This is a genomic window from Mycolicibacterium llatzerense, from assembly GCF_000878195.1.
Taxonomy (GTDB): domain Bacteria; phylum Actinomycetota; class Actinomycetes; order Mycobacteriales; family Mycobacteriaceae; genus Mycobacterium; species Mycobacterium llatzerense.
The window spans coordinates 1-25,763 of record NZ_JXST01000045.1; the positions used below are offsets into that span (position 1 = coordinate 1).

Sequence of the window (25,763 nt, forward strand, 5' to 3'; positions counted from 1 at the left end):
GCGGCACAGCCCGGCGCCACACCGGCATCAACATCAGACGACTCGGCGACGACCTCCGCCCACAAACCCAAGCCGCAATCCAACAAGAGCAGCGACGCTACCAACCGTCACCGTAACGCGAACGTCAACGCTCACACCGGCAGCACCACCAAGACCGCGCCGACCTCGACGCCCCCGGCCGGCGAATCCGTCAGCGCCACAAAGAAAATCGGTCGGCCGCAAGCCGCCACGGTCGACCATCCCCCCGCACCATCGATCGTCGCCACGGCGGCCGTGCCGACCACCGCATCAGTAGCCCGTACCGCGGCGGCGACACCGTCGGCGGCACTCGTCACCCCCACCGTGTCCGCCCCGAGCGCGACCGGCGCAATCGGCCAGATCGTCACCGCGGCAAAACAACTCATCAGTATCGCGCTGAGGCCTCTGGTATCGACCCTGCCGTCGAACGTGCCGGCAAATTCGCCGGTCCTGTGGACGGTGCTCGCCTGGGTGCGCAAGCAGATCGAGACGAATCTCCTGCCACCCCATGTGGTTTCGGCATGGAACGTGACCAGCCCGAATCTCCTGACCAACCCGAGCGCAGAGCTCGGTGATCCATCGCTGTCCGGCGGCAGCACGGTGTCCATCCCCGGCTGGACCGTCACCGGCACGCCGACGGTCATCAAGTACGGCACCGTGCGCCAGCTCCCGTTGGGCCTGCCGACACCCGGGCCGACGCTCCCCGCCATCTTCAACTTCCCCAGCGATCGGCCCGCCCCCGGAGACACGCAGTTCTTCGGCGGCGGCAATGTCGCGACCTCCACACTGACCCAGACAGTCGATCTCAGCGGCGCTGCATCGGGCATCGACGCCGGCACGACGCCGTTCAAGCTCAGCGGGTTCCTGGGCGGCGCCATGATCGATCCCTCTGCGGCGTCGATCAAGGTCACGTTCCTGGACGCCACCGGAACGCAGCTGGGTGTCGGGAAAGTGGCGCCTGTCGGCCCCCTCGAGCGCTGGTTGCAGACCGGACTGCTCCAGCGCAGTACCGAAGGGACCATCCCCGTCGGTACCCGCACCGCGCAGGTGGTCGTGACGCTCAAGGATTCGAACCCGTTCACCGGCGGATACAACAACGCATTCGCCGACGATCTGTCGTTCACCGTGGGAGCCGCGCTCCCGGCACCTCCGCCGCCCACGCCGCCGGCATCGACGGTGGGCGCGCTCGACCACGTGTTCATGGTCTATCTGGAGAACAAGGGCTACAAGGACATCGTCGGCAGCCCCAACGCGCCGTACCTCAACAGCCTGATCAACACCTACGGCGTCGCGACCGACTACTACGCGCTGACCCACCCGAGCGACCCGAACTACTACCCGATCCTCGGCGGCTCCGACTTCGGTCTCAGCTACAACTGCGCGACCAACTGCATCGATGCCACGAACCTCGCCGACAGAATCGAGTCGGCCGGCAAGACGTGGGCCGGGTATGCGCAGGGCATGTCCGCGGCCGGGCCCTACGTCTCGACGAGCGATTACGCGCCCGACCAGCTGCCGTTCCTGGCGTACCGCGACATCTTCAACGACCAGGCTCGCGCCGCCGCGCACCTGCACCCGCTGACCCAGATGGCGACCGACCTCTCGTCGTCGGCCACCACGCCGAATTTCGCGTGGTTCGCGGCGAACGAGGCCAACAACGGCGAAGGGCCGCTCGACTTCCCCGGCGGCTATCTCAACTACATCGGCGCGCTGCTCACCAACCACCAGTACAACGTCAAGGCGGCTGACCAGTTCGCGCAGCAGACCATCCCGACCATTCTGAATTCGGCGGTGTGGAATGACCCGACGCAGAAGTCGGCCATCGTCGTCACATTCGACGAAGACACCGACAATCTGTCACTGGGCTTCGGCAACGGCGGCAATCGTGTTGTCACCGTGGTGATCCCGTCCCCCGGCGCCGTCAGCGCCGGGATGCGGTCGGGCAACTTCACCGACACCAGCTATGCCAATCACTACAGTCTGCTGCGCACCATCGAGGATGCGCTGAAGCTGGCACCGCTGACCAACAACGACGCCTACGCCGCACCGCTCAACGACTTCTGGGGCACACCACCGGTCATGCCGTAACCGGATACCCACCCCAGAATTGAACGTAGGGCCCGAGGAAACCTCGGACCCTACGTTCAATTCTGGGAGTTCAGCAGATCAGAACCAGTCGACCTGCGCCTCGACGGTGGTGCGGTCCAGGCTGGCCAGCAGGTCCAGCTGGGTCGTCACCTTGGGCAGCTCGTAGCGGAAGAAGTACTGCGCCGCAGCACGTTTCCCGTCGTAGAAGTTGCCGGTGTTGCCGCCGACAGCGTTCAGCTGCTCGAGCCAGATCCAGGCCATCACGATGTGGCCCGCCGCCTCCAGGTAGGCAGTCGAGTTCGCCAGCGTGGTTTCGGCATCACCGGCGGCCCACAGCGTCGCGGTCACCTCGACCAGGCGCTCGGTCTGGGCCTGCAGGTCCCTCGCGTAGCCGGCGGTGGCCTCCGACTGCAATGCGGTCTGGACGGTTTCGTTGATCCGCCGCTGCAGCAGCTTCAGGCCGGCGCCGTCCTGCATGACGACCTTGCGGCCGAGCAGGTCGATGCCGTGGATGCCGTGCGTGCCTTCGTGAATGGCGTTCAGGCGGTTGTCGCGGTACTGCTGCTCGACATCGTATTCGGTGGTGTAGCCGTAGCCTCCGTGAATCTGGATGCCGAGGTTGTTGGCTTCCAGGCACCACTGCGACGGCCAGCTCTTGGCGATCGGGGTGAGCACCTCGAGCATCAGGTTGGCCTCGTCGAGTTCGGCGCCGGTGAAGATCCGCATCTCGTCGACGAGCCGCGCGCAGTACAGCCCCAGCGCCAAGGCGCCTTCCACGTAAGACTTCTGGGCCAGCAGCATGCGCTTGACGTCAGCGTGCTCGATGATCGCGACCTGCGCGCGCGACGGGTCCTTGTCGCCGACCGGACGGCCCTGCGTGCGCACCTTGGCGTACTCCAGCGACGTGAGGTATCCGGCGTAGCCGATGGCGGTGGCCATGGAGCCGACCGCGACGCGGGCTTCGTTCATCATGTGGAACATGTAGCCCAGGCCGCGATGCTCCTCGCCCACGAGGTAGCCGACAGCGCCGGGCTCGTCGGAGGGCTGGTGGCTGCCGTCACCGAAGTTCAGCAGGGCGTTGGTGGTGCCGTGGTTGCCCATCTTGTGGTTCAGGCTGACCAGCGCGACGTCGTTGCGGGTGCCGTCGGTCAGGAACTTCGGCACGACGAACAGCGAGATGCCCTTGACGCCGGGGCCACCGCCCGGGACCTTGGCCAGGACCAGGTGCACGATGTTCTCGGCCAGCTCGTGGTCGCCACCGGTGATCCACATCTTGGTGCCGGTGACCCGGTAGGTGCCGTCGGCCGACTTGGTGGCCTTGGTGCTGATGTCGGCGAGCGACGAGCCGGCGTCGGGCTCCGAGAGGCACATGGTGCCGAAGTAGCGGCCCTCGAGCATCGGGCGGACCCAGGTGTCGATCTGTTCTTCGCTGCCGTACTCGGTCAGCAGGTTGGCGTTGCCGACGGTGAGGAATGCGTACGAGAAGGTGGCGGGGTTTGCGGCCCGGAAGAACGCCGCCGAGGACTGCGCGACCACGTTGGGCAGCTGCATGCCGCCGACGCGCTCGTCGAACGAGCTGGCCATCAGGCCCGCCCCGTTGAAGTCGTCCAGCGCCTGCTTGATCTCGTCGATCAGCACGACCTTGCCGCTTTCGTCGACGAACGGCGGGTTGTGGTCGGCCTTCTTGTTGTGCGGCGCGAAGCGCTTGGTCGCGATGTCGGCGCTCAGGTCGAGGACGGCGTCGAAGGTGTCCCGCGAATGCTCCGCGAAGTGCTCGTGCTTGGTGAGCTCGACGACGTCGAGCCACTCGTACAGCAAGAAGTCCAGGTCGCGCCGAGACATGAAATCAGTCACTGGGTTCTACCTTCCAATGCAGCCAGACATTAGCAGTCGCTCATTTCCTAAGCGATTGCTAATATCGCCTATCGGCCTGGCATGTGTCAACTGTGTGTACGATCACGTGCACATGAAGACCGACCGGACGACCGATTCGGCCGCCGCCGAACGCATCCGGCGCGCGGCCATCGAGGCGTTCGCCGAGTCCGGCTACGGCGGCAGCTCGACCCGCCAGATCGCCAAACGCCTCAACATGAGCGCGACGGCCATGTACCCGCACTACCGGTCGAAGGAAGAACTCCTCTACGCCATCGCCCTGGAGGGGCACGGCAGCCTCCTGGCGACCCTGCGCGCCACCGATGACGCCACCGCACCCTGCGCCGAGCGCTTCCACGCGGTCGTCGCGGCCTTCACCACCTGGCATGCGGAAAACAGCAAGCAGGCCAGGGTCGTGCAATACGAACTCCACGGCCTGACGCCGGCCCACTACCGCACCATCGCGCCACTGCGGCACCAGGTCACCGCGGTGATCGCCAACATCATCGAAACCGGCATGGCGACAGGCGAATTCCACGTCGACAACCTCGATGACGTCGTCATGGCGATCTCATCGCTGTGCGTCGACGTCTGCCGGTGGTTCCCCTCGCGCACGCACCGCGATCCCCACAAACTGGGCGAAATCTACGCCCAGGTCGCGGCCCGCCTGGTGCGCTGACCGACCTGCCGGTCAGCGGAGCAGGACGACCCCCACGAAGTCGTGCAGCGCAGCGGGGCTCTGCACGTCGCGGCCGAACAACTCCATGATCTGGACCTGGATTTCACCGACGATTCCGCCCAGCATCGCACCGACTGCGATCACCAGTTTCTCGTCGTCCTTGAAGATCGGGCGCAGAATCGACTCGTATTCTTCGTTGGTGAGCTGACTCATCTTGTCGACGATGATCTTGTCCAGGTCCATCATGTCCTTGGCGTAAACCTCGGCCAGCGCAAGCGTTTCAGGCAATCGAGCGAGCACGGTGTCCACCACGGTGCCTTTGAGCGCGTTGTACCGCTGCCCACCGACCACCAACTTCACGAACGGGACCGCGGCGCCGAGCTGGCTGTCGATGGCGGCCTGAATCTCCTTGGCCGCCAACGCGAACAGCTTGTCCGCGCCCGGCCCGGTCAGCACGGCGTCGAACAGGATGTCGGGCGAAAAGAGATCCTGGGCCAGGATCTTGGCGTAGTCGCGGGTGATCTTTTCGCGCTGGTCGTGCAGTAGTCCGCGAAACGGAAACAGCCCGAGATACTTCTTCCGATACACCGGGCGGAACAGCATGTTCAGCGCGATGTAGTCACTGACCGAGCCGATCCCGAATCCGAAGGCCGGCATGATCCACGGATTGTGGAACAGACCCCACGCAACCATCTGCACGCAGCCGATGCCCAGCCCGAAATAGATGCCGCTACGTCGCATGAAAGCCATCGCGTCGTCGGCGACGCTGCGCATCAACCTGACGAGCTTCTCCTTGTTGCGCACCAGGGTGGTCACCGCGATGAACTGGAAATCCAGATAGCGGTTCAGATCGGAGCTGATCTCCCCGAGCATGTGGGCCACGATGCGGGGCGTCTGCGCCTGAACCCGGGCCGAAATGGCCTGGCGCGCGGCGTCGGGCAGCGAGTCCCACAGCCCGGGCCGGAGCTGTTCGGCCAGCTCGCGGGACATCTCGTCGACCGCTCGGGTCAGCGGCACTCGCAATGCCGCCACCAGCTCGTCGGCATCGACCCGGCTCAATAGTTCGTCGGGTTTGAGCAGGTTCGCGGTCAGCAATTCGATGGTCTTGGAGCCGACCTTGCCGGCCCGCCGCGGCACGATGCCCTGCCAGCCGAACGGACCGATGCCCTGGTAGTCCAAGGGCCGGTACAGCATTTCCAGCGCCACGATCTTCGTGCTCCAGCCCACGAAAGCGGCGACGAAGGGCATGGACAGGTAGACCAGCCAGTTGACACCGAAATCGGCCTTGATCTCGGACCAGCTCTGGATCGCGAGGACGACCTCGCGGTTCACCGATCACCGTCCCGCATGGCGGCAAAGGCTATGCCGAAAGGCCATATATTGCATGATTTTTCACCAGGTACCTGCGATAACCGGCCAGCGAGCGCCGAAGGTCGTGATGTACTTGCTGCCGACGACAGGAGGCCCGATGGTCAACCCTCCACCGGAGGATCACGATGAGGTCGTGACGGCAGCCTCGGGTGACACACCGCCCGAGGTCCGGCCGCGGCGAGTGCGCGGCCGGTTCAGCATCCAGTCGAAGCTCATCGCGATGCTGTTGGGGGCCAGCATCGTGTCGGCCGCCGTGGTTGGGTTCATCGGGTACCAGACGGGGCAGGCCTCGCTGCGCAACGCCGCTTTTGACCGGCTCACGCAGGTCCGGGAGACGCAGTCCCGGCAGTTCCTCATCCAGATCGCGAACTTGAAGAATGCCCTGCTCATCTACACGAGCGGACCGGCGATGGCCGAAGCGGTGCAGGCCTTCACCGCCGGGTTCAACGAATTGGCCAATGCCACAATCGATCCCGCCGAGCAACAGGCCATCGTCAACTACTACAACCAGGATCTGATCGACCCCGTCGAGCGTGCGACGGGCGCCAAGCTCAACCTCGAGGTGTTGTTGCCGTCGTCCAACGCGGCCAAGTATCTGCAGGCCCGGTACACCGTCGCCGCCGCGCGGCCCAATGGACCGCCACCCCCGCCCGACCCCAGCGCCTGGGGCGCCGCCGCCAGCCGCTACAACGCGTTCTTCCAGGAGATCGTGCGGCTGTTCGGCTACGGCGACGCGCTCTTGATCGACTCCTCGGGCAATGTCGTGTACTCGGCCAAGAAGCGCGCGGACCTCGGCACGAACGTGCTGTCCGGTCCGTACCAGCAGGGCAACCTGCATGAGGCCTACGCGAAAGCCATGGGCGCCGACCGCGTGGGGTACGTCGCTGTCACCGACTATCAGACCTATCACCCGGCCGCAGACCACCCCACCGCGTGGATGGCGGCGCCGGTCGTTGCCGCGGGTCGCACGGTGGGAGTGGTGGCGCTGCAGTTCCCGATCAGCGGGCTGAACGAGCTGATGACGTTCAACGGCAAGTGGCAAGCGAACGGCCTGGGGGCTACCGGCGAAACCTATCTCGCCGGTACCGATGACCTGATGCGCTCGAATTCGCGCCTGTTCGAAGAGAATCCGCAGACCTATCAACACGATGTCACGGCGGCCGGAACGCCGGCCGAGCTGGCGCAGCGGGCGGTCCGCCTCGGCGGCACGACGCTGCTGCAGCCCGTCGGCGGCCCGGCGACCCGCGCGACGCAGCGCGGCCAGTCCGGGGTTCTGATCGCCACCGACTACCTGGGCAAGGAAACGCTGCAGTCGTATGCGCCGATGACCGTCGGGCCCGACGTGAATTGGTCGATCGTGGCCAAGATCGACACCGCCGAAGCCTTCGCACCCGAACGCGTCTTCACCAGGACCATGGGCGTGGCGGTGACCGCGATCGTCATCTTGGACTGCCTGGCCGCGATGGCGCTGGCACAGTTGTTCGTGCGGCCCATCCGTCGCCTGGAGGCCGGCGCGCAACAAGTCAGCCGTGGAGACTACGACGCGATTATTCCGGTGCGGACCCGGGACGAGTTCGGCGATCTGACCAAGACGTTCAACGACATGAGTCGCCTGCTCGGCATCAAGGACGATCTGCTGCGCCGCGAACGCCGGGAGAACGCACAGCTGCTGCGTTCCCTGATGCCTGAATCAATCGTCGAGCGGTACCGCAGTGGCGAGGAGACGATCAGCGAGAACCACCAGGACGTTGCGGTGCTCTTCGCCGACATCGACGGCCTCGACGCCCTGTCCAACGAACTGCCGGCCGACGAGTTCCTCACCGTGGTCAACGAATTGGTGCGCCAATTCGACGACGCCGCCGAACGTAGCGGGGTCGAGCCGGTGCGAATCCTGCGCAACGGCTACACCGCCAGCTGCGGATTGAACGTGCCCCGGCTGGACAACGTCGAGCGCACCGTCAACTTCGCCATCGAACTGCAGCGCATCGTGGCCCGCTTCAATGACGAGGACAACCTGCAGCTGGGTTTCCGGGCAGGCATCGATACCGGCACCGTCACCAGCGGCCTGGTGGGCGGCACCACGATGATGTACGACATGTGGGGCAGCGCAGTCGATTTGGCCTATCAGGTCCAGGCCGGCGGAGCCGAACCCGGGATCTACATCACCGCGCGAGTGCACGACGCCGTGCACGACACCCACCGGTTCACCCCGGCCGGCCAACTGACCGTCGGCGATACCGAGGAGCCGATCTGGCGGCTCGCGGGGCGGCGGTAAGCGTGTACTCCTCCGGTGCGTCATGGTTCGTGTGGGTCGCGGCAATAGCGATCGGACTGCCGGTCGGCCTGATCGTCCTGACCGAGTGGCGCCGGTCCCTGATCCGCCGGCACAGTCCGCTGGCCGGGCCCGTCGGACTGCTGCGCACCTATGTGCTGCCGGTGATCGCTGTCCTGCTGCTGATGCTCAAGGTCGCCGTCGTGCCCGCCCGCGACGTGCCCATCCGGATCGTGGCGACCGTACTGGTTTTCCTGGTGCTGCTGCTGGTGCTGTCCGGCCTGAGCAACACCGTGTTCGCGAACGCCCCGGAGACCTCCTGGCGCAGCCGTATCCCGCGCATCTTTCTCGACGTGGCCCGGATGGTGCTGATCATCCTTGGCTTGGCGGTGATCTCCCGGTACATCTGGGGCAGCAACATCAAGGGCGTCTTCACCGCGGTCGGCGTCAGCTCCGTGGTCCTCGGCCTGATGCTGCAGCACTCCGTCGGCCAGATCGTGTCCGGCCTGTTCATGTTGTTCGAGCAGCCGTTCCGGATGGGCGACTGGCTCGACACGGCCGCGGCCCGGGGCCGCGTCGTGGAGGTCAACTGGCGCGCCGTCCACATCGAGTCCGGCACCGGCATACAGATCACCCCCAACTCGGTGCTGGCCGGCACGTCGTTCACCAACCTCAGCCGGCTGGCCACCTCGCACATCACGATCACCACCACATTCGCAGCCACGGATGCGCCCGACCAGGTGTGCGCGACGCTCACCCGGATCGCCGCCGCCCTGCCGAACCGTGGCGACACCGTCGAGCCCGCCACCGTGCCCATCGGCGACCACAAGTACCGCACCACCATCGGCTTGAAATCCCCCGGGGACGACGACGCGGTACAAGCCACGTTCCTGCGCTGGGCCTGGTACGCCGCGCGCCGAGACAAACTTCATCTCGACGGTGTCGGCGACGACTACTCGACCGACAAACGCGTCGAAGCGGCACTCGAATCAGTCGCGGCGCCCGCCCTCCGACTGAACAAGGCCGACCAACAAGCGGTGGCGCCCTACGCACGCCTGATCCGGTATGGCACCGGCGAACTCATCCACACCCCCGGTGACATCCCCGCCACCGTCTCGGTGATCGTGTCCGGACACGTCCGACTGGCCGTGGCCACACCCGATGGGTCGATCGCAGGCGTCCGCACCCTCGACAAAGGTGCGCTGCTGGGAGTCGCCGCCTTCACCCACCAGGCCAACCTGGCCTACGTCAACGCCCTGGACGAGGTCACCCTGCTACAGATCGAGCATGACGAGATCCAACGATTGCTGACCGACCGGCCGGTACTGTCTCGCGAGTTCGGCCGCCTCATCGATGAACGCCGCGGCGAAGCGCGGGCCACGATCAAATCAGCCGGTAAATCGGATCGCGCCATGGTGATTCGCGATGCCGGGGTCGAGTCCCCATAGCTCCACCCCTCACGCCGTGCCTGCCGCGACGCTCAAATCGCCGGCCAGTTCCCGCCGCAGCACCTTCCCGGTCGGAGAGGTCGGCAATTGGTCGCGGAACACGATGCGGTCGGGGGTTCGAGAACCGCGCAGGGCTGCGCGCACGTACTCGCGCAGCACCTCTGGATCGGGTGCGGCGCCGGCTTCCGGGACGACGACCGCGACGATGATCTGTCCCCATTCGGGGTCCGGTACGCCGACCACCGCGACGTCGCTCACCTGTGGATGCTCGACGAGGACATCCTCCAGTTCGGCGGGCGCGATGTTCTCTCCCCCGCGGATGATGGTGTCGTCCGACCGGCCGTTGATGAACAGGAAGCCCTCGGCGTCCAGCCAGGCGAGGTCGCGGGTCGGGAACCAGCCGTTCTCGTCGAGGACCGAACCGAGGTCGGTGTATTTGCCCGACACCTGCTCGCCGCGGATGAAGAGCTCGCCGATTTCGCCCTGGCCCAACGGCTTACCGTCTTCCGCCCGGATCTCCACCTCGATCCCCGGCACCGGCCGGCCGACCGACCCCAACCGTCGCTTGACGTCCGCGTCCGGTGACCCGTGCGCATGGCGGTGGTCCTCCGGAGTGAGGACGGCGATGGTCGAACTCGTCTCGGTCAGCCCGTAGGCGTTGACGAATCCGACTTCGGGCAACAGATCCAGGGCCCGGCGGACCAGTGGCAGCGGCACTTTCGATCCGCCGTACGCCAGGTTGCGCAAGGAACGCGGAGCAGCGGCGCCGTGCATGAGCTCGCCGACGATGCGGTCCAACATGGTGGGCACCACCGTGCCCGACGTGACGTCTTCGGCAGCCGCCAGTCGCAGCCAGTCCGCTGCGTCGAACTTGGGCAGGTACACCATCTTTCGGCCCGCGTACAGATTCGACAAGGCCGCACTCACACCCGCGATGTGGTACGGCGGCACACAGATCAGCGCGGCGTCCTGGGCGTCGGCGGAGTCGAATTCCACTGTGCCGGTGACGTAACTGGTCAGGTTGTGGTGGGAAAGCTCGACAGCCTTCGGCGTGCTCGTCGTGCCGGAGGTGAACAGCACGATGGCGACGTCGTCGGGGTCGGCGAATTCGGCCGCGGCCTCGGCGGCGGTCGCCGCGTCGATGAAGGCCGTCGATTCCATTGCGCGGTCGCAGGCCTCGGCGACGTCGGCGTATTCGGCGTCGTAGATCACCAAAGGATCCGGCAACCGTGCGATCAGGTCGCGCAACGCGGCCGAGCTGAGGCGGTAGTTGAGCGGCGTCAGCGGACGATTCGCCCGCGCCGACGCGAAGATCAGCAGCGGCAGCATGGCGCCGCCGGTCCCGATGTAGGCGACGCTGCCTGCACCGCAGGCCGCGACGACGCCTCCGCCGCCATCGGCGAGTTGGTTCAGTTCGTCTGTCGTCCAGCGGGTTTCACCGGAGACGACGGCGGTGCGGTCCGGGTTGGCCGACGCCGCCATGTCGAGCAGTATCGCAAGACTCAACGAGGGCTCCGTCTAGATGGGATCGAATTTCGAAATCAGCCAATTGCCACCGCTTTTGGCCATGGTCACCCGAACGCTGCTGGCTGCCAGGCTCGGCTGCGGCCGTTCGGTGCTGCGTGTTTCCTGGTCGATGAACAACAAGACGACGGCCGAGTCGGGACGAAGTTCGGAGACCGCGGACTGCACGACGGACGCCGTCGTCTTCACGCCGCGTTGCTTGGCGGCCGGCGCCACGATCTGCTGACTGAATTGGCTGTAATACGTCAGGAAATCGCCGGTGAGATGTGATTTGGCAGCCGAGAAGTCTTTGTCCAAGGTGTCGGGCGAATAGGACAGCAGGGCCACGGCCCCAGCTGATGCCGCGTCGATCACCGTGCGTTCGGCCGCGGCGTCGGTCTGCTTGTCGGGCCGGTACTGGGTCCAGTAGAGCGATCCGGCCAGTGCCCCCGACGCGACGACGAGCAAGGCCAGGACGATCGGCAGCCACCACTTCTTGATGATCACGGTACGAACTCCACCTTCGCCATCTTGAGCACGCCGCCATCGCGGTTCACCGTGACCTTCAGCCGCCATGCGCGTGGGTCGTTCTTCGCGCCTGCGGAATTGGTGACCTCCGATGTCGCGGCAACGAGCACCACCGCGGAGTCCTCGGACATCGATTGCACGGCCGTGAGGTTGACGGTGCCTTTCGTCACGACCTTGGACTCTTGTACCACTTTGACGAAATCTGTTGCCCGTGAGGTGAAATCGGCCTTGAATTCGCCGGTGGAGCTGTCGAGGATGTGCTGCACACCCTCTTTGGCGTTGTTGAAGTCCAGCGACGTCATGTTGACCACGCCCAGCCGGGCCGCCGCGGTGAACTCGTCCGCCCGCTGACGGTCGGCCTCGACACCGTTGTGGTGCCACATGATGGCGGCACTGATCCCCAGTAGCGCGACGATCAGCAACGCGGCCGCGCCTGCGGCAAGCACTCCACGCAGCGGCCTCCGCCGGGGCAACTCGTCGGCCGGCTCTGCGGGCTCATCCAGGAGGTCGGCGTCGGAATGGTCGGCTGCCGGCTCATCGGCTACCACCTCGGCTATCGGCGCCTCGTCGGCAGCGGCCGCCGTCTCCTGCGCCTGCCTCCGCAGCCGGATGGCTCGCGCCCGTGCGCGCGCCGCCTCGGCAGCCGCTTCGGCGGCCTCGGCCTCCGCCTCGGCTTCCTCCGCCAGGATCTCCGGATCGTCGGTCGGTGCGTGGGCTAGCTCGTCGGCCATAGCGCTCTTCGGGGTCATGAGTCGGAGTCCAGTGCCGCCGACTCGACGGACTCCGTTATGCCTACCATCCGCCATGGGCACGTCACAGCCGGACTCGCGGTGGAGCGCCATACCGGCCTCCATCGTCGTTGTGCCGCGGCAACATGGCGACCTCCTCATCCGAGCAGTAGATGCAAATGACGTTATCAGAAACGGTAATGACATTGCCATAGCGCGGCGGCCAAGCTCGATACGTGCAGCTTTACCTGCGAGAATACTATTCTCGCTGATTGTGAGTCCGGGGTGCTCACGCCCGCGCGCGACGCTCCAGCATCGGCCCGGCCATCGCGACCAGGGCGTCTTTGGTGACCTTGCCGGTGGCGTTCTGCGGTAGCTCATCGACGAACTCGACGAACCGCGGCGCCTTGTACCCCGCCATCCGCTCCCGGCTCCACGTGATCAACTGCTGTTCGGTGGCCGGGGACGCGGGGACGACGAACGCCATGCCCACCTGCCCGAGGCGATCGTCGGGAACGCCGATGACCGCGACCTGATCCACCGCCGGATGCTCGAGCAGATAGCCCTCGATCTCCGCCGGATACGCGTTGAAGCCGCCGACGATGAACATGTCCTTCTTGCGGCCGATGATGCGCAGCCGACCGTCGTCGTCGAACGATCCGAGGTCACCGGTGTGCAACCAGCCATCGGCGTCGACGGCTTCGGTAGTGGCGATCGGATCATCGAGATAGCCCGCCATCACGGTGTAGCCGCGGACCAGCACCTCGCCGTCGTCGGCGAGTCGAACCTCGACCCCGTCCGACGGCCGGCCCACCGTGGTGGCGATGTCTTCGAACGAATCCCCCGGCCGGGACATCGTGGCCGTGCCACACTCGGTCAGCCCATATCCGGTCGCGAGGGTCTGGAAAGGCAACTCGTGCAAGACCCGGCGTACCAACTCCACCGGGATGTCGGCGGCGCCGGTGACGCCGGCCCGCAATGTCGCGAGCCTGGTCTTGTCCGGTACGGCGAGCAGTGAGTGATACAGCGTGGGCGGGCCGGGCAGCATCGTGATCCGCTCCCGTGCCACGAGTTCCACGACAGCGTCGGCATCGAAGACGGCCACCGGCAGCATCGTCGCGCCGCGGATCAGCGCCGCGACGATGCCCGCCTTGTAGCCGAAGGTATGGAAGAACGGGTTGACGATCAGGTACCGGTCGCCTTCGCGCAGGTCGACCCGGTCGCACCATTCGGCGTACTGCCGCAGGGTCTGCCGGTGGTTCATCATCACGCCCTTGGGGCGGCCGGTGGTGCCCGACGTGTAGATGATGTCGGCGATGTCGTCACCGTCGATGTCCGGGCACTCGAAAGGTGCTGCGCTGTCGAGAAATCCCGACTTGACGTCGATGGCCGGCACGCCGGTGGGGACCGCGAAATCCTGTCCGAGGAAGCCCTTTTCCACCAGCACAGCCTTGGCACCGCTGCGCGTGATGATGTCTGCAGCTTCCTCGGTCTTGAACCGGGTGTTGACCGGGACCACAACTGCGCCGGCGGTCACCACCCCCAGCGCGGCGATCACCCACTCGGCGGAGTTGGGTGCCCAGATGGCAACCCGGTCGCCTTTGTCGACACCCAGCGCGTGGAACGCCCCGGAGGCTCGCCGGATGCGCCCCGCCAGCTCGGCGTACGACAAACGCAGCGGCCCATCGATCAGCGCCTCCGCGTCGCCGAATCTGTCGGCGGCACTCAGCGCCATTTCTGGAATCGTGCGCCAGGTCATGCCCGAAGTCCTTGGCGTACCAGGAACTTCTGCACTTTTCCGCTGGCGGTCCGCGGGTAGTCCGCAACCTCGTGCAGTTCTTCGGGCCACTTCTGGCGCGCCACGCCCGTAGCCCCGAAGTGCTCGCGCACCTGCTGCAGCGTCGGCAGGACGTGGCCGGGCCGGACACGCACCACAGCAGCGACGCGCTCGCCGAGCCGGGCGTCGGGTGCGGCCACCACCACCGCGTCGGCGATACCCGCCATACCGAGCAGCACCTCTTCGACCTCGACGGCGCTGACGTTCTCGCCGCCGCGGATGATGACATCCGATTTACGGTCGGTGATGGTGAGATAGCCGTCGTCGTCGAGGAATCCGATGTCGCCGGTGCGGTACCAGCCGTCGTCATCGAATGCCGTCGCGGTCAGTGCGTCGTCGGTATAGCCGAGGCACAGGTCCGGGCCGCGGCTGAAAATCTCGCCGTCCTCGTTCAGCCGGATCTCCACGCCGGGCCGTGGATCGCCATCGGTGAAGAGGCGCTTGGCCTCGGGCGCGGTCGGGTGGGTGCCTGTGATCGACGGGTGTTCGGTGCTGCCGTACGCGCGGTAGACGAACACGCCGAGGTCCGACAGCCGGCGCGTCACCGCCGCCGGTACCGACGATCCGCCCAGGCCAACGGTTTTCAGGAGGGCGCGGTGTTCGTCCGTGCAGTCGGGATGGTCGAGCAGGCTGGTCACGAAGTACGGCGGGCCGCCGCCGACCGCCAGGCCGTCGCGTTTCATCAGCGCCAGCACCTCGCCGGTATCCCAGCTGTCGCAGAGGTTGATGGGCCGCCCCTCCAGTACCGGGATCAGGAACGCCCCGACCATGCCGATGAAGTGACCGACGGGTGCGACGGTCAGTTCCTTGCCACGTTTGGTGGGGTACCCGGCGTTGAGTTGGCGCGTCTCACACACCAGGGACTGGTGACTGTGCACGACACCTTTGGGGTTGCTCGTGGTGCCCGACGTGTAGGCGATCAGCGCCGGCGCCGCCGGGTCGACCGCCAAGGTGCCGGCCATCGGTTCCTCGGCGAGCAGGTCACCGAAGTCGCGGCCCACCACCCCGACGATCGGCACGTCGGCGCACAGATCAGCGTGGTAGGCCGGGCGGCCGGCGTTGTCTGCGGTGATGAACACCCGCGGGCCGGCATCGGCGAGGATGTGCGCCAGTTCCTTCCGGCCGTAGAAGTGCACGATCGGGACGACGACCGCGCCCAGGAACGCCGACGCCCAGAACACCGCGGCGGCTTCCATCCAATTCGGCAGCTGGAAGGCCACGACGTCGCCGGGCCCGACACCGCGTGCCCGTAGACCCGCCGCCAGCCGTCGGGCCACGCGCTCCGCCTCTGCGTAGGTACCCGACCACCCCCGGACCGCCGAGTGAATCCGGAAGTCGGCGTCGGGTGCGGACCGCAGGCCGACGGCCAGCAGGTCACCGACGGTCTCGGTGGTCCACCAGCCGTTGTCTCGGTAGCTGGCGGCGAGACCGGCGGGGACGGTGCGGTTTACGGGGCTTCGAAGACCAGTCATGACACTGGGCATCGTATTCTCCAAAATGGAGAATGCCAATATCAGCAGCCTACCCGGCCGGGCTGAATTCGAGATGCAGCTCGGTGAGCCCGCGCATCTGCCAGGTGGGTTCGTAGCTGTAGCGCCGCGCACCGTCCGGTCCGTGGTGCTCGTCGCTGATGCGGATGTCAGCCATCCGGTCGAGGATCCGGTTGAGCGAGATGCGGCCTTCGGCCCGCGCCAGCGGCGCGCCGGGGCAGGAATGGCTGCCCCGGCCGAAGGCGATGTGCTCGCGCACGTTGGGGCGGTCGAGGCGAAACTCATGGGGCCGCTCGAACTTTCGCTCGTCGCGGTTGCTCGCGCCGGGCAGCAACATGACCATCGATCCGGCGGGTACCTCGACATCACCGACGGTCGTCGACGTACGCGCCATCCGGAAATGGCACTTGACCGGGCTCTCCATCCGCAGCGCCTCCTCGACGAAAAGTGGTATCAGGTCCCGATTTTCGCGCAGCAGCTTCGCCATGTCGGGGTTCTCGCCGAGCACCTGCATCCCGAAGCTGAGCAGCTTCGTGGTGGTCTCCTGGCCCGCGGCGAACACGAATGTCGCCAGCCGCACGACGTCGATGATCTCCGGCGTCGATCCGTCCGGGTATTTGGCCTGCGCCATCTCGGTGAGCACGTCGCCGCGCGGCTCGCGGCGGCGCTCGGTGATGTAGCCGGTGAATTTCTCGTCCAGCCACTCGAGCGGATTGTGGGCGCGGGTGATGGTGTCGTCGGTGATGTCGCCGACCACCTGCGCCCCGTTCACCGCACGGAACTCATCGTGGTCGGAGCGGGGTATGCCCAGCAGGTCGGCGATCACCAGCCCGGAGAACGGCCGCGCGTAATCGGCAAGAAATTCGCAGGAGCCGCGGGAAACGAACCTGTCCAACAGTTGGTCGGACAATTCCCACATGAAGTCTTCGTTCTCCTTGAGCCGCTTGGGCGTCAGCAGCCGGCTCAGCAGCCCGCGGGTACGCGCGTGCAGCGCACCGTCCTGGGTGACGATGTGCTCGCTCATCGGAATCTGATCGCGGTACGCCTCCAGCAGCTCGCTGATGTCGTCACCTTCGGGCTGAAATGGCAAGCCGGAGAACGGTCCTGCCACCGACACGCACGACGAGAACGCGCCGTCCTTGTAGACGGCGAGTGCCTCGGAGTGACCGGACACCGCCAGTACCCCGTGGTGCGGTTGGTCCAGCACAGGGCATTTCGCGCGCAGCTCGTCGAAGTACGGGTAGGGATCGTCGACCAGCGACGGCTCGGCGAAGAAGTTGGTCGGCTCGAGATCGGTCATCACACGCTCCTGGTTGTTTTCAGCCGAACAGCACCGGCAGGGCGGTCGGCGACCTGAACACCTGCCCACGGATGTGCGGGTCCTCGGCCGCGGGGTCCAGTCGCAGGTTGGGCAGCCGGTCGAGCAACAGATTCAGCGCCACCCGCATCTCCAGCCGAGCGAGGTGCATGCCCAGGCACACGTGCGCACCGTGCCCCCACGAGATGGGCGTGCGAGCTGCCCGGAAGATGTCGAAACGGTCCGGATCCGGGTAGCGGTCGTCTTGCCGGTTCGCGGCCCCGAGCATGGGCATCACCGACGAACCCGCCGGGATGTCGATGCCGCCCAGCTGGGTGTCGTGCGCGGCGACCCGGGTGATGGTCAGCAGCGGCGCTTCCCAGCGCACCGCTTCCTCGATGGCCTGCGGGATCAGGGACCGGTCGGCGCGGATGGCGTCGAGCTGGTCCTGGTGCGTCAAGAGCCCGAGCAGCAGGTTGCCCAGCGAGCGGTAGGTGGTCTCCACACCCGCGGGCAGCAGCAGCCGCAGGAACGAGAAGATCTCGTCGTCATCGAGCTGCTCGCCGTCGATCTCGGCCGCGGCAAGGCTGCTGATCAGGTCGTCCTGCGGGTCGGCGCGGCGGGCGGCCAGGATGGGCGCGAAGTACTCCTCCAGGGCCTTCGAGGCGGCCTTGCCGCGTTCGGGATTGATGGTGAACGACAGCAGCGAGATCGACCACCGCTGGAACTGCGGGTAGTCCTCCTCGGGCAGCCCCAGCAGGCCGGCGATGATGCGGGTCGGGTAGGGGAAGGTGAATTCCTTGACCAGATCCACGCGCCCGTCGCCGACGAAGCCGTCGATCAGTTCGTTGCCGACGCGGCCGACCAGATTCTCCTCCCAACGCGCAAGAGCCTTCGGGGAGAAGGCCTTTGACACCAGCGCCCGGTGCCTGCCGTGGTCGGGCTCGTCCATGCCCAGCATCACCCGTTGTCCGAGCACCGCACCGAACGCCTGGATCACGATGGCCGACGAGAAGGTCTCGTTGTCGCGCAGCATCGTGGCGATGTCCTCGTGGCGGTACACGATGAACAGCGGCTTGCCCTCTTCGCCCGGCATCACCGACATGTCGATGCGCTGGACGCCCTCCTCCCGCCGCAGTCGGGCCATCTCGGTGTATGGGTCGCGGATGTCGCCCGACACGACGTCGTCGAACGCGCCGAAATCCTCGAGGTCGTCAAACAGCTCCATGGTTCTCCCTACGGCTCAACACTTGTGGCTGGGTACGAGACCGATTTGATCTCGGTGTACTGGTCGAATCCGGCGGTGCCGTTCTGGCGGCCGACGCCGCTGGCCTTGTAACCGCCGAACGGCGCCTCGGCGCCGTATGGCGACGTCCCGTTGAGGCCGACGAACCCGGCTCGCAGCCGGCGCGCGACGGCCACCGAATGCTCGACGGATCCGGACATCACGTTGCCGGCGAGGCCGTAGACGCTGTCGTTGGCGATGCGGATCGCGTCGTCCTCGTCGTCGAAGGGAATCACCGCGAGCACCGGCCCGAAGATCTCCTCCTGCGCGATGGTCATCGAGTTGTCGACGTCCACGAAAAGTGTTGGCCGAACCCAGAATCCCTTGTCGAATCCGGCGGTCGGTTCGGTCCCGCCGACCAGGCAGGTGGCGCCCTCGTCGATGCCCTGCTGGATGTATCCCAGCACGCGACTGCGCTGCTTGGCCGAGATCACCGGGCCGCACAAGGTGCTGGGGTCCTGCGGATCGCCCGGCGAGACGTTCTCGTAGATCGCCTTGAGGATCGCCACGCCCTCGTCGTACCGGGATCGCGGCAGCAGCATTCGCGTCGGGTTGGCGCAGCCCTGCCCGGCGTGCATGCAGGGCGCGATGCCGATGGCACACGCGAGCCCGAAGTCTGCGTCCTCCAGCACGATGGTGGCGGACTTGCCGCCGAGCTCCAGGAACAGCCGCTTCATGGTGGCCGCGCCCTTCTCCATGATCCGTACCCCGACCGGTGTCGATCCGGTGAACGAGATCATGTCGACCTTCGGCGACAGCGTGAGTTCTTCGCCCACAAGGTGATCGGATGCGGTCACCACGTTGACGACGCCCGCCGGGATGTCGGTCGATTCGGCGATCAAGCGGCCCAGCCGGGTGGCGTGGAACGGCGTGTCAGGTGCCGGTTTGAGGACGACGGTGTTGCCGGTGGCCAGGGCCTGGGCAAGTTTGTGGATGCTGACCTCGAACGGGAAGTTCCACGGGGTGATCGCGCCGACCACGCCGACGGGTTCGCGCCACACCTTGCGCGTGGTCAGCTGTCCCGTGAGGGCGACGAAGGCATCCCCCAGATCGGTCTCCCAGGGGTACTCGTCCATCAGCGCGATCGGATACTTCAGGGCGTCAGAGAGCGGCGCGTCCAGCTGCGGGCCGTAGGTGATGGCCCGTGGCGCGCCGGCTTCGCGGATGAGTTCCTCACGCAGCGCTTCTTTTTCGCCTTCGAGCGCGTCGCCCAGCTGCTGCAGGCACCGCTTGCGTAACTCGAGGTTCGTCGACCAGTCGGTGTCGTCGAACGCCCGCCGCGCGGCGTCGATGGCCCGGAGTATGTCGGCTTGCGACGCGTCGGCGACGTCCCCGATCACCTCTTCGGTGGCCGGGTTGATGTTGGCGAACGTGCCCGCTTCCCCGTCGACGAGCTTGCCGTCGATCAGCATGCGCGACTCAGACATTCGGCTCGCTCCCAGAGGTGTTGGTGGATGACAGCCGCATCAAGAGCGGGGCCATGCGCTGAAGTACCGGCGCGGGCAAGACGCGGGCAGCGGTCACCGCTGCGCGCTGCCCGACGGTCAGAGTGACCGCCCCCGCGCGGAGCTTGCCTTGCCCAGGCAGCCCCATCGCGATTCGCACGATCTGGTGCAGAGCCGCGGTGGGCAGAAACTTGTTGGAGATCAGCAGCATTCGAGCATCGATGCCGACAGGGTGTTTGGTGAAGGGCGCCTTGTCCCGCAATGCCGTGGCCAGCCCGTTGGCGAACCGTTCGGGTGGCTGTGCCAGCCGCATCGCGGCGCGGCCCCGCTTGTCGATGTTGCGGTGGTGCGGGGCGTACGGGCCGGCGAAGTCGCGGTGGTCCGTCGTCCCGGCGTCGGTGATGATGTCGGTGTCGAACGTGCCCGTGACCAGGACGGTGACACCCAAGCCGAACGGGGCGACCTCACCGGCCAGTGACTCCGCCCAGCGTTCGAGGGCCCCTTTGGCGGCGGAGTACGCGGCGATGGCCGGCATTCCGCGGACTCCGCCTTGGCTGGAGATCACCACGATCCGGCCCTGACCGGCTGCCCGCATCGACGGCAACAGCGCCTTGGTGAGCAGTACCGGACCGGTGACGTGGGTGGCCAGCATCTGGTCCCACAATTCGATGGGCGTCTCTTCGACCATGCCGGCGGCAGAGATTCCGGCGTTGTGCACCAACGCATATGGGGCACCGACGGCATCCTCGATGAGTTTGGCCGCTGCAGCGATCGACGCCCGGTCCTGCAGATCGAGTTGCACGCCGATCAGGCGCGGATCGTCGTCGAGTGCACCGGCGGCCTCGCGCAGTCGCGGCAGGCCGGCGTCCGGGTTCCGCATCGCGGCCACCACCTGCCAACCGTCCCGGTACAGGTGCACCGCGGAGGCGAAGCCCAGGCCCCGGGACGCGCCGGTGATGACGACGCTGCGTGGCTCAGCCATGCTGTCCTTGCTCCGCGCACCGGTTGCTCGTGGACCCCAGTTCCACATCGGGGCGGCCGCCCGGCTGCCCCGACATCCACGTCGACATGATGCCCACCGCGTAGGGACCTTTTTGGCCGTTTTCTTCGTAATAGCCTTGCGGGTCATAGATTTTGACCTCCGGGTACGGCCACGGGCACGCCACCGAGGTGGCGAATCCCGACATACGGATGGCGGTGAACCCGGCGCCGTAGCAGAAATAGGCGACGTTCACGATGACGAACATCACCGTGAACATGCCAAGTACCGGGCGACCCGCGAACAATCGCGCCCGCTGCGCCAGCTTCTCGGCGACGGTACGGCCGGTGTCGTCGCGGTAGACCAGGATGCCGGCGGGCACCATGACGAAGGTGACCATCGTCGACTCCCACAGCAGCGGGAACTGGAACGTCGTGCCGGTGAAGATGGACCCGAACGGGATCACCTGCGAATAGATGTACAGCCCGGTGCGCACCAGGGTGAGTTCGAGCACCATGTCGAACAGGAACCCGATCACGAAGATGAACCCGGCCAGCGTCACCAACGGGTGGCGCCACACGAACGAGTCGACAGGCTTGCGGGCCTGAATCTTTCGCAGAATCCAGACCGCCGGGAAGTACGGGCCGAACTGGAACATGACGTAGCCGAGGACGATGAACGGCTCGACCGTCGGCGACAGCGACACCCAGGGCCAGTCCTCGGGCCAGTGCCACAGCGCCGGGTTGTAGACGGCGTACGGTGACCAGTTCATGTACGGGTCCTGCCACACGATGGCCGTGGTGATGAAGGCCATCAGCACGATCGGGCTGCCCGGGTTGCGCCGCCACCCCCACACGCAGACGGCGATCAGGGCAGGCACCGAAAAGATGGTGAAGGCCTCCCAGAGGGTGATCCAGTGGTCGAATCCGAACAGGAAGTCGACGGGCCGGGGCGCGCCCTGCACGTTCGGGTTGCTGATGCGCGGTGACACCGCTCCCCTGCGGGCGTAGTGGGCGATCACCGCGACGAGCGCGACAATGATTGCCGACCACACCCAGGGCCATGGTGAACGGCTCTGCGGCTGAGCAGGTTTGGTTTCCAGCGCGGTCATGCGTCACTCCTCGCCGAAGCGGTCGACAAGATGCGAATTGGTGCCGTCGGCATCGAGTTGCCGTGCGACGAGATAGCCGGCGCCCATCCAGGCCCGGCGGGTCCACTTGCCGAAGGAGACGCGGGTCCCGGGTGCGCCGGCGGCGGCGGGCATCATCTTCACGCGCTCCAGCGCTTCTTTGACGCCACGGGGGCTCAGCGGGTGCGCATCGGTGAATGCGCGCAGCAGGGCGGTGGCGACGTCGCGGTTCACGACCGGAACGCAGTACTCGGGTCGCCGGCCGTAGGCCTTCTCGTACTCGTCGAGGAAGCGCTGCCCGACGGTGTTGGCTTCGTCGTACTGGTCGACACCGGTCCACCCCATGAACGCCTGCCACATCACCGGATTGATCCACGCGTTCTGGAACGCGGTGCTGGTGAACCGCGGCGGGTCCCAGTCGAGGGCCTGCAGTGCCGCGTTGAGAAAGACGATCCCGAACCCGAATCCGCAGTGCACCAGCGCATCCGGCTTCGCGTCGTACATGGTCTGCACGACCTCGTTGATGTTCTGCGCAGTCTGGGCGATCTTGGCCTCGGCCACGATGCGAATGCCTTTGCGCTGACAGGCATCCCGGAAGTGCTTCAGGTAGGTGTCGCCGACCAGCGAGTGCTCGACGAGCACGCCCACTTCCCGGTGTCCGGCCTTGGCCAACTGATCCGCCCAGAAGATCGGTTCGTCGGTCAGCGAGCCCTGGGGAAACGAGAATGTCCACTCGCCCAGCCAGTCATCGCTGCCGCTGACGCTGATCGCCGGGATCCGGAAGCGCTCCTCGATGGCCTCGCGGGTGGGTACCGCGTTGTCGGTGATGTGCGGCCCGAACACCGCAAGACACCCTTCGTCGACGAGTTCACCGAACGCGTCGATGACGGCCTTGACGGTCCCTTTGGGCAGGCCTTCGACTTCCTTGTAGATGATCTCGACCGGGCGGTCGATGATTCCCTCGGCCAGCGCCGCGGTGAACACCAGCTCGAAGGACTGGGAGAGGTCGTCCTTCATTTCCTTCGGATATGCGTCGGGCAGCCGGAAGTCCATCAGGTAGCCCAATTTGATGGGCTGCGCAGTGCTCTCGTAAGACATGGAACCTCCGTTGGAACCGGCCAGGAGATATGAAACCTAATATTTGTTCTGAAACTAGCTGAGCACTTGCTCAGCGTCAATCACCGTCGCGGCGGGTGGGTCAATCCCGCAGGTAGACGTCGATCATCTCGTCGAGACCCCGACCCACGATCGGGTCGTCGGTGAGCGGGCCGGCGATGGCCGCGCGCGCGGCCTCCGGCACACTCAGCCCCTCGGCGATCAACCGCCCCGCCGCGATGAGTACCCGGGTCGAGGCCACTTCACGCAGCCCGGCCGTCTCCAGCCGGCGGATCGCGTGCGCGAACGAGACCAGTCGCGCCGCGACGTCACTGCCCACCCCGGCCTCGTGCGCGACGATCTTCTCCTCGACTTCCCCTGCGGGGAAACCGAATTCGATGGCAACCATCCGCTGCCGGGTGGAGTCCTTCAGGTCTTTCAGCACGCTCTGGTAGCCCGGGTTGTAGGACACCACCAAACCGAAACCCGGTGCCGCATCGAGCGTCAGGCCGAGTCGCTCGATGGGCAGTTGCCGACGGTGATCGGCCAGCGGGTGCAGCACCACGGTGGTGTCCTGCCGCGCCTCGACCACCTCGTCGAGGTAACAGATGGCGCCCTCCCGCACCGCCCGGGTCAGCGGGCCGTCGACCCACTCGGTCTCGCCGCCCCGCAAGAGGAATCGTCCGACGAGGTCGGCCGTGGTCAGGTCGTCGTGGCAGGACACCGTGATCAGCGGGCGGCCCAGGTCGTAGGCCATCGCCTCGACGAAACGGGTCTTCCCGCATCCCGTCGGGCCTTTCAGCACGATCGAAAGCCCTTGCCGAAATGATGCTTTGAACACCCGCTCCTCGTTGCCCACTGCCACGTAGTAGGGCCGAGCTCCTGCCGTCATGTAGCCACTCCTCTGGTGGTGGATTTCGAGATGCGCCGACGCATGTCTGCCGATTGCAGTGCCGATCGGAACAGCGGGCCGATCGTGGCACTGAGTTGGTCGAGCCGCGGCAACGTCGCATGGGCGGCGCTGCCGAAGACCGCACGCAGTTCCTCGGTGTCGGTGCCGGCACCGACGGTCAGGCACAGGCAGCCGATCCCCTGGCGACGTGCTTCGGCAAGTGCGCGGCGCGCGTCAGCCGCCCCGTACGCCCGCTCGTAGCCGTGGTCGTAGGCGAGTCCATCGGTGAGCACGACCAGCAGTCGTCGCGCGGTGCCCCCATGTCGTTGCAGAACCGCGGATCCGTGCCGGATTGCCGCGCCGAGGCGCGAATACGCACCGGGGCGTAGACCATGGAGGCGGCGCAGCACCACCGCGCTCACGTCGTCGCCGAAGCGCTTGACCGGCATCATCCGAACCGACGAACGCCCTTGTGATTGAAAGGCGTACAGCGCAACACGGTCGCCGAGATCGTGCAGGGCGACCATCAGCGCGGCGGCCGCCGCCCGTTGGTGGTCATGCACAGTCTGGCCCGCGGCGCTGGGCTGCCCGACCGAGCCCGACGTGTCGAGCAGCAGCAGAACCGACAGATCGCGGCGGCGCCGGAGGCTGTCGATGTACACCGCTTCGTCGGGCGCGGATCCCGCGAGGAATTCCGCCTGAGCCTCGACCGCCGCATCGATGTCGATATCGTCGCCCTGCGCCTGCCGGCGACATCGGTCGAGTCCGACCCCGAGCCGCGCCAGCGGCCGGCGCAGGCCGTGAGCGTCCGGCACCGGAGGCACCCCGGACCGGTCGGGCTCGGGTTCCATCTCCTGGACCGTGCACCAGGCTTGCCGATACTCGCGGCGGTGGATGTCCCACTCCGGATACTTGAATCCGAGCCCGTCTCCGGTACTCCCGTCTTCGGCAGCGGTGGCCATCGAGACCACGGCATGGCCGCCACCGACCGGTCCGGAACCGCCGCGGTGGGTCGCCGTATCCGCACCGGGCATGCCGCCGTCCCCGAGCTTGCGTGCCACCGACATCAGCTTCGCGAGCAGCTTGCCCAACCCGCCGCCGCCGCCGACCGGGCTGCTGAAGATGTCGCGTACGTCGTCAGCATTATCGTCGGCATCACCGGGCAGCTCGACGAGTTCCCGCTGCCGCTGATCACGCGGAACATGGTGACCAGACATGCTGGATTTGTTTGTCGCCAAGATCTTTCGCGACCGTATCGCACCGAAGATCAGCGGCGGATCCGCGATCGGTTCGCGGCTGAGCGCCAGCGTCAGGGACGCCTCCGGCGAGTCGCTGCGGGCAGCGAGCCCGGTGTCGATGAGCAGCCGCGCACCGGGTGGCAACAGCTCATCGAGCTGCGCGAGCGCGCGGTGACCCTCGACCGCCAGATACCGGCGCGCGACGTCCGCGCGCCGCCCGATGCGGCGCACGATGTCGGGTGCCAGGCTGCCCGCCGCCAGCAGTGACGACTGCACCGCCACTGCGCACCGTTGATCGACCGCGCCGGCGACCGGATCGACGAACATCGTGGCGCCGTCGGTCCACGCCGGCTCTCCCGGGGCGGCCTCCGCCACGTCGACCGGGCACCCCGACATCGCGGATGCGAGCAGGCCGAATCGCTGTACGCCGTCGTCCGCGGCGCCGCTGTCCACCGAATCTGTCATGCCTCGCCAATGCCTTGACCAAATATCTGTTCCACCATAGAGTCCGATTTTGACCACAGTCAATGACGTCGGCGGAAAACGTTGATATCCCGCGACAGCCCCGC

At 66.5% G+C, this 25,763-nt stretch carries 19 protein-coding genes; 4 read left to right on the forward strand and 15 right to left on the reverse strand.

Annotation, left to right across the window (positions count from 1 at the left end; genetic code table 11):
* The coding region (locus TL10_RS24550) for an alkaline phosphatase family protein (RefSeq protein ID WP_338048688.1) at positions 1-2,106 on the forward strand (2,106 nt) is incomplete at its 5' end.
* Positions 2,107-2,184: 78 nt separating this feature from the next.
* Here TL10_RS24550 and TL10_RS24555 read toward each other — a convergent pair.
* The gene (locus TL10_RS24555; protein ID WP_276555786.1) at positions 2,185-3,948 is read right to left on the reverse strand and encodes an acyl-CoA dehydrogenase; all 1,764 of its coding nucleotides are present in this window, start codon (positions 3,946-3,948) and stop codon (positions 2,185-2,187) included.
* 124 nt (positions 3,949-4,072) lie between these two features.
* On the opposite strand from TL10_RS24555, the gene TL10_RS24560 reads away from it, so the two are divergent.
* On the forward strand, positions 4,073-4,657 hold the full coding sequence (locus TL10_RS24560) for a TetR/AcrR family transcriptional regulator (protein WP_043987767.1): 585 nt from the start codon (positions 4,073-4,075) through the stop codon (positions 4,655-4,657).
* Between the two features lie 12 nt (positions 4,658-4,669).
* On the opposite strand, the gene TL10_RS24565 is transcribed toward TL10_RS24560, so the two are convergent.
* The gene (locus TL10_RS24565) at positions 4,670-5,989 is read right to left on the reverse strand and encodes a DUF445 domain-containing protein (RefSeq protein ID WP_043987733.1); all 1,320 of its coding nucleotides are present in this window, start codon (positions 5,987-5,989) and stop codon (positions 4,670-4,672) included.
* A gap of 136 nt (positions 5,990-6,125) precedes the next feature.
* On the opposite strand from TL10_RS24565, the gene TL10_RS24570 reads away from it, so the two are divergent.
* Both TL10_RS24570 and TL10_RS24575 read left to right on the forward strand, forming a co-directional pair.
* The gene (locus TL10_RS24570; protein WP_082068076.1) at positions 6,126-8,303 is read left to right on the forward strand and encodes an adenylate/guanylate cyclase domain-containing protein; all 2,178 of its coding nucleotides are present in this window, start codon (positions 6,126-6,128) and stop codon (positions 8,301-8,303) included.
* Between the two features lie 2 nt (positions 8,304-8,305).
* Complete coding sequence (locus TL10_RS24575; RefSeq protein ID WP_043987734.1) at positions 8,306-9,748, forward strand: mechanosensitive ion channel domain-containing protein; 1,443 nt, start codon at positions 8,306-8,308, stop codon at positions 9,746-9,748.
* 9 nt (positions 9,749-9,757) lie between these two features.
* Here the strand turns inward: TL10_RS24575 and TL10_RS24580 are convergent, their stop codons facing one another.
* From TL10_RS24580 to TL10_RS24640, 13 genes are all read right to left on the reverse strand, one after another.
* Positions 9,758-11,254: a class I adenylate-forming enzyme family protein gene (locus tag TL10_RS24580; RefSeq protein WP_043987735.1), complete on the reverse strand. Its 1,497-nt coding sequence runs from the start codon at positions 11,252-11,254 to the stop codon at positions 9,758-9,760.
* A gap of 12 nt (positions 11,255-11,266) precedes the next feature.
* On the reverse strand, positions 11,267-11,758 hold the full coding sequence (locus TL10_RS24585) for an Rv1363c family protein (RefSeq protein WP_052506533.1): 492 nt from the start codon (positions 11,756-11,758) through the stop codon (positions 11,267-11,269).
* Positions 11,755-12,528, reverse strand: a complete 774-nt coding sequence (locus TL10_RS24590) for an Rv1363c family protein (protein WP_234711534.1) — start codon at positions 12,526-12,528, stop codon at positions 11,755-11,757. The genes TL10_RS24585 and TL10_RS24590 overlap by 4 nt, the downstream gene beginning before the upstream one ends.
* Before the next feature lie 268 nt (positions 12,529-12,796).
* A complete protein-coding gene (locus TL10_RS24595) occupies positions 12,797-14,266 on the reverse strand; it encodes a FadD3 family acyl-CoA ligase (protein WP_043987737.1) in 1,470 nt (489 codons plus the stop codon).
* A complete protein-coding gene (locus TL10_RS24600) occupies positions 14,263-15,816 on the reverse strand; it encodes an AMP-binding protein (RefSeq protein ID WP_043987770.1) in 1,554 nt (517 codons plus the stop codon). The genes TL10_RS24595 and TL10_RS24600 overlap by 4 nt, the downstream gene beginning before the upstream one ends.
* A gap of 49 nt (positions 15,817-15,865) precedes the next feature.
* The gene (locus TL10_RS24605) at positions 15,866-17,134 is read right to left on the reverse strand and encodes a cytochrome P450 (RefSeq protein WP_043987738.1); all 1,269 of its coding nucleotides are present in this window, start codon (positions 17,132-17,134) and stop codon (positions 15,866-15,868) included.
* Between the two features lie 19 nt (positions 17,135-17,153).
* The gene (locus TL10_RS24610; protein ID WP_043987739.1) at positions 17,154-18,359 is read right to left on the reverse strand and encodes a cytochrome P450; all 1,206 of its coding nucleotides are present in this window, start codon (positions 18,357-18,359) and stop codon (positions 17,154-17,156) included.
* Between the two features lie 8 nt (positions 18,360-18,367).
* Entirely contained in the window at positions 18,368-19,843 is a 1,476-nt protein-coding gene (locus tag TL10_RS24615) for an aldehyde dehydrogenase family protein (protein ID WP_043987740.1), read from the reverse strand.
* Positions 19,836-20,843, reverse strand: a complete 1,008-nt coding sequence (locus TL10_RS24620; protein ID WP_043987741.1) for an SDR family oxidoreductase — start codon at positions 20,841-20,843, stop codon at positions 19,836-19,838. The genes TL10_RS24615 and TL10_RS24620 overlap by 8 nt, the downstream gene beginning before the upstream one ends.
* Positions 20,836-21,951: a spirocyclase AveC family protein gene (locus TL10_RS24625; RefSeq protein ID WP_043987742.1), complete on the reverse strand. Its 1,116-nt coding sequence runs from the start codon at positions 21,949-21,951 to the stop codon at positions 20,836-20,838. The genes TL10_RS24620 and TL10_RS24625 overlap by 8 nt, the downstream gene beginning before the upstream one ends.
* A 3-nt stretch (positions 21,952-21,954) precedes the next feature.
* The gene (locus TL10_RS24630) at positions 21,955-23,067 is read right to left on the reverse strand and encodes an ABC transporter substrate-binding protein (protein ID WP_043987743.1); all 1,113 of its coding nucleotides are present in this window, start codon (positions 23,065-23,067) and stop codon (positions 21,955-21,957) included.
* Between the two features lie 100 nt (positions 23,068-23,167).
* Entirely contained in the window at positions 23,168-23,956 is a 789-nt protein-coding gene (locus TL10_RS24635) for a CbbQ/NirQ/NorQ/GpvN family protein (protein WP_043987744.1), read from the reverse strand.
* Positions 23,953-25,659, reverse strand: a complete 1,707-nt coding sequence (locus tag TL10_RS24640) for a nitric oxide reductase activation protein NorD (protein WP_043987745.1) — start codon at positions 25,657-25,659, stop codon at positions 23,953-23,955. The genes TL10_RS24635 and TL10_RS24640 overlap by 4 nt, the downstream gene beginning before the upstream one ends.
* Positions 25,660-25,763: the final 104 nt, after the last annotated feature.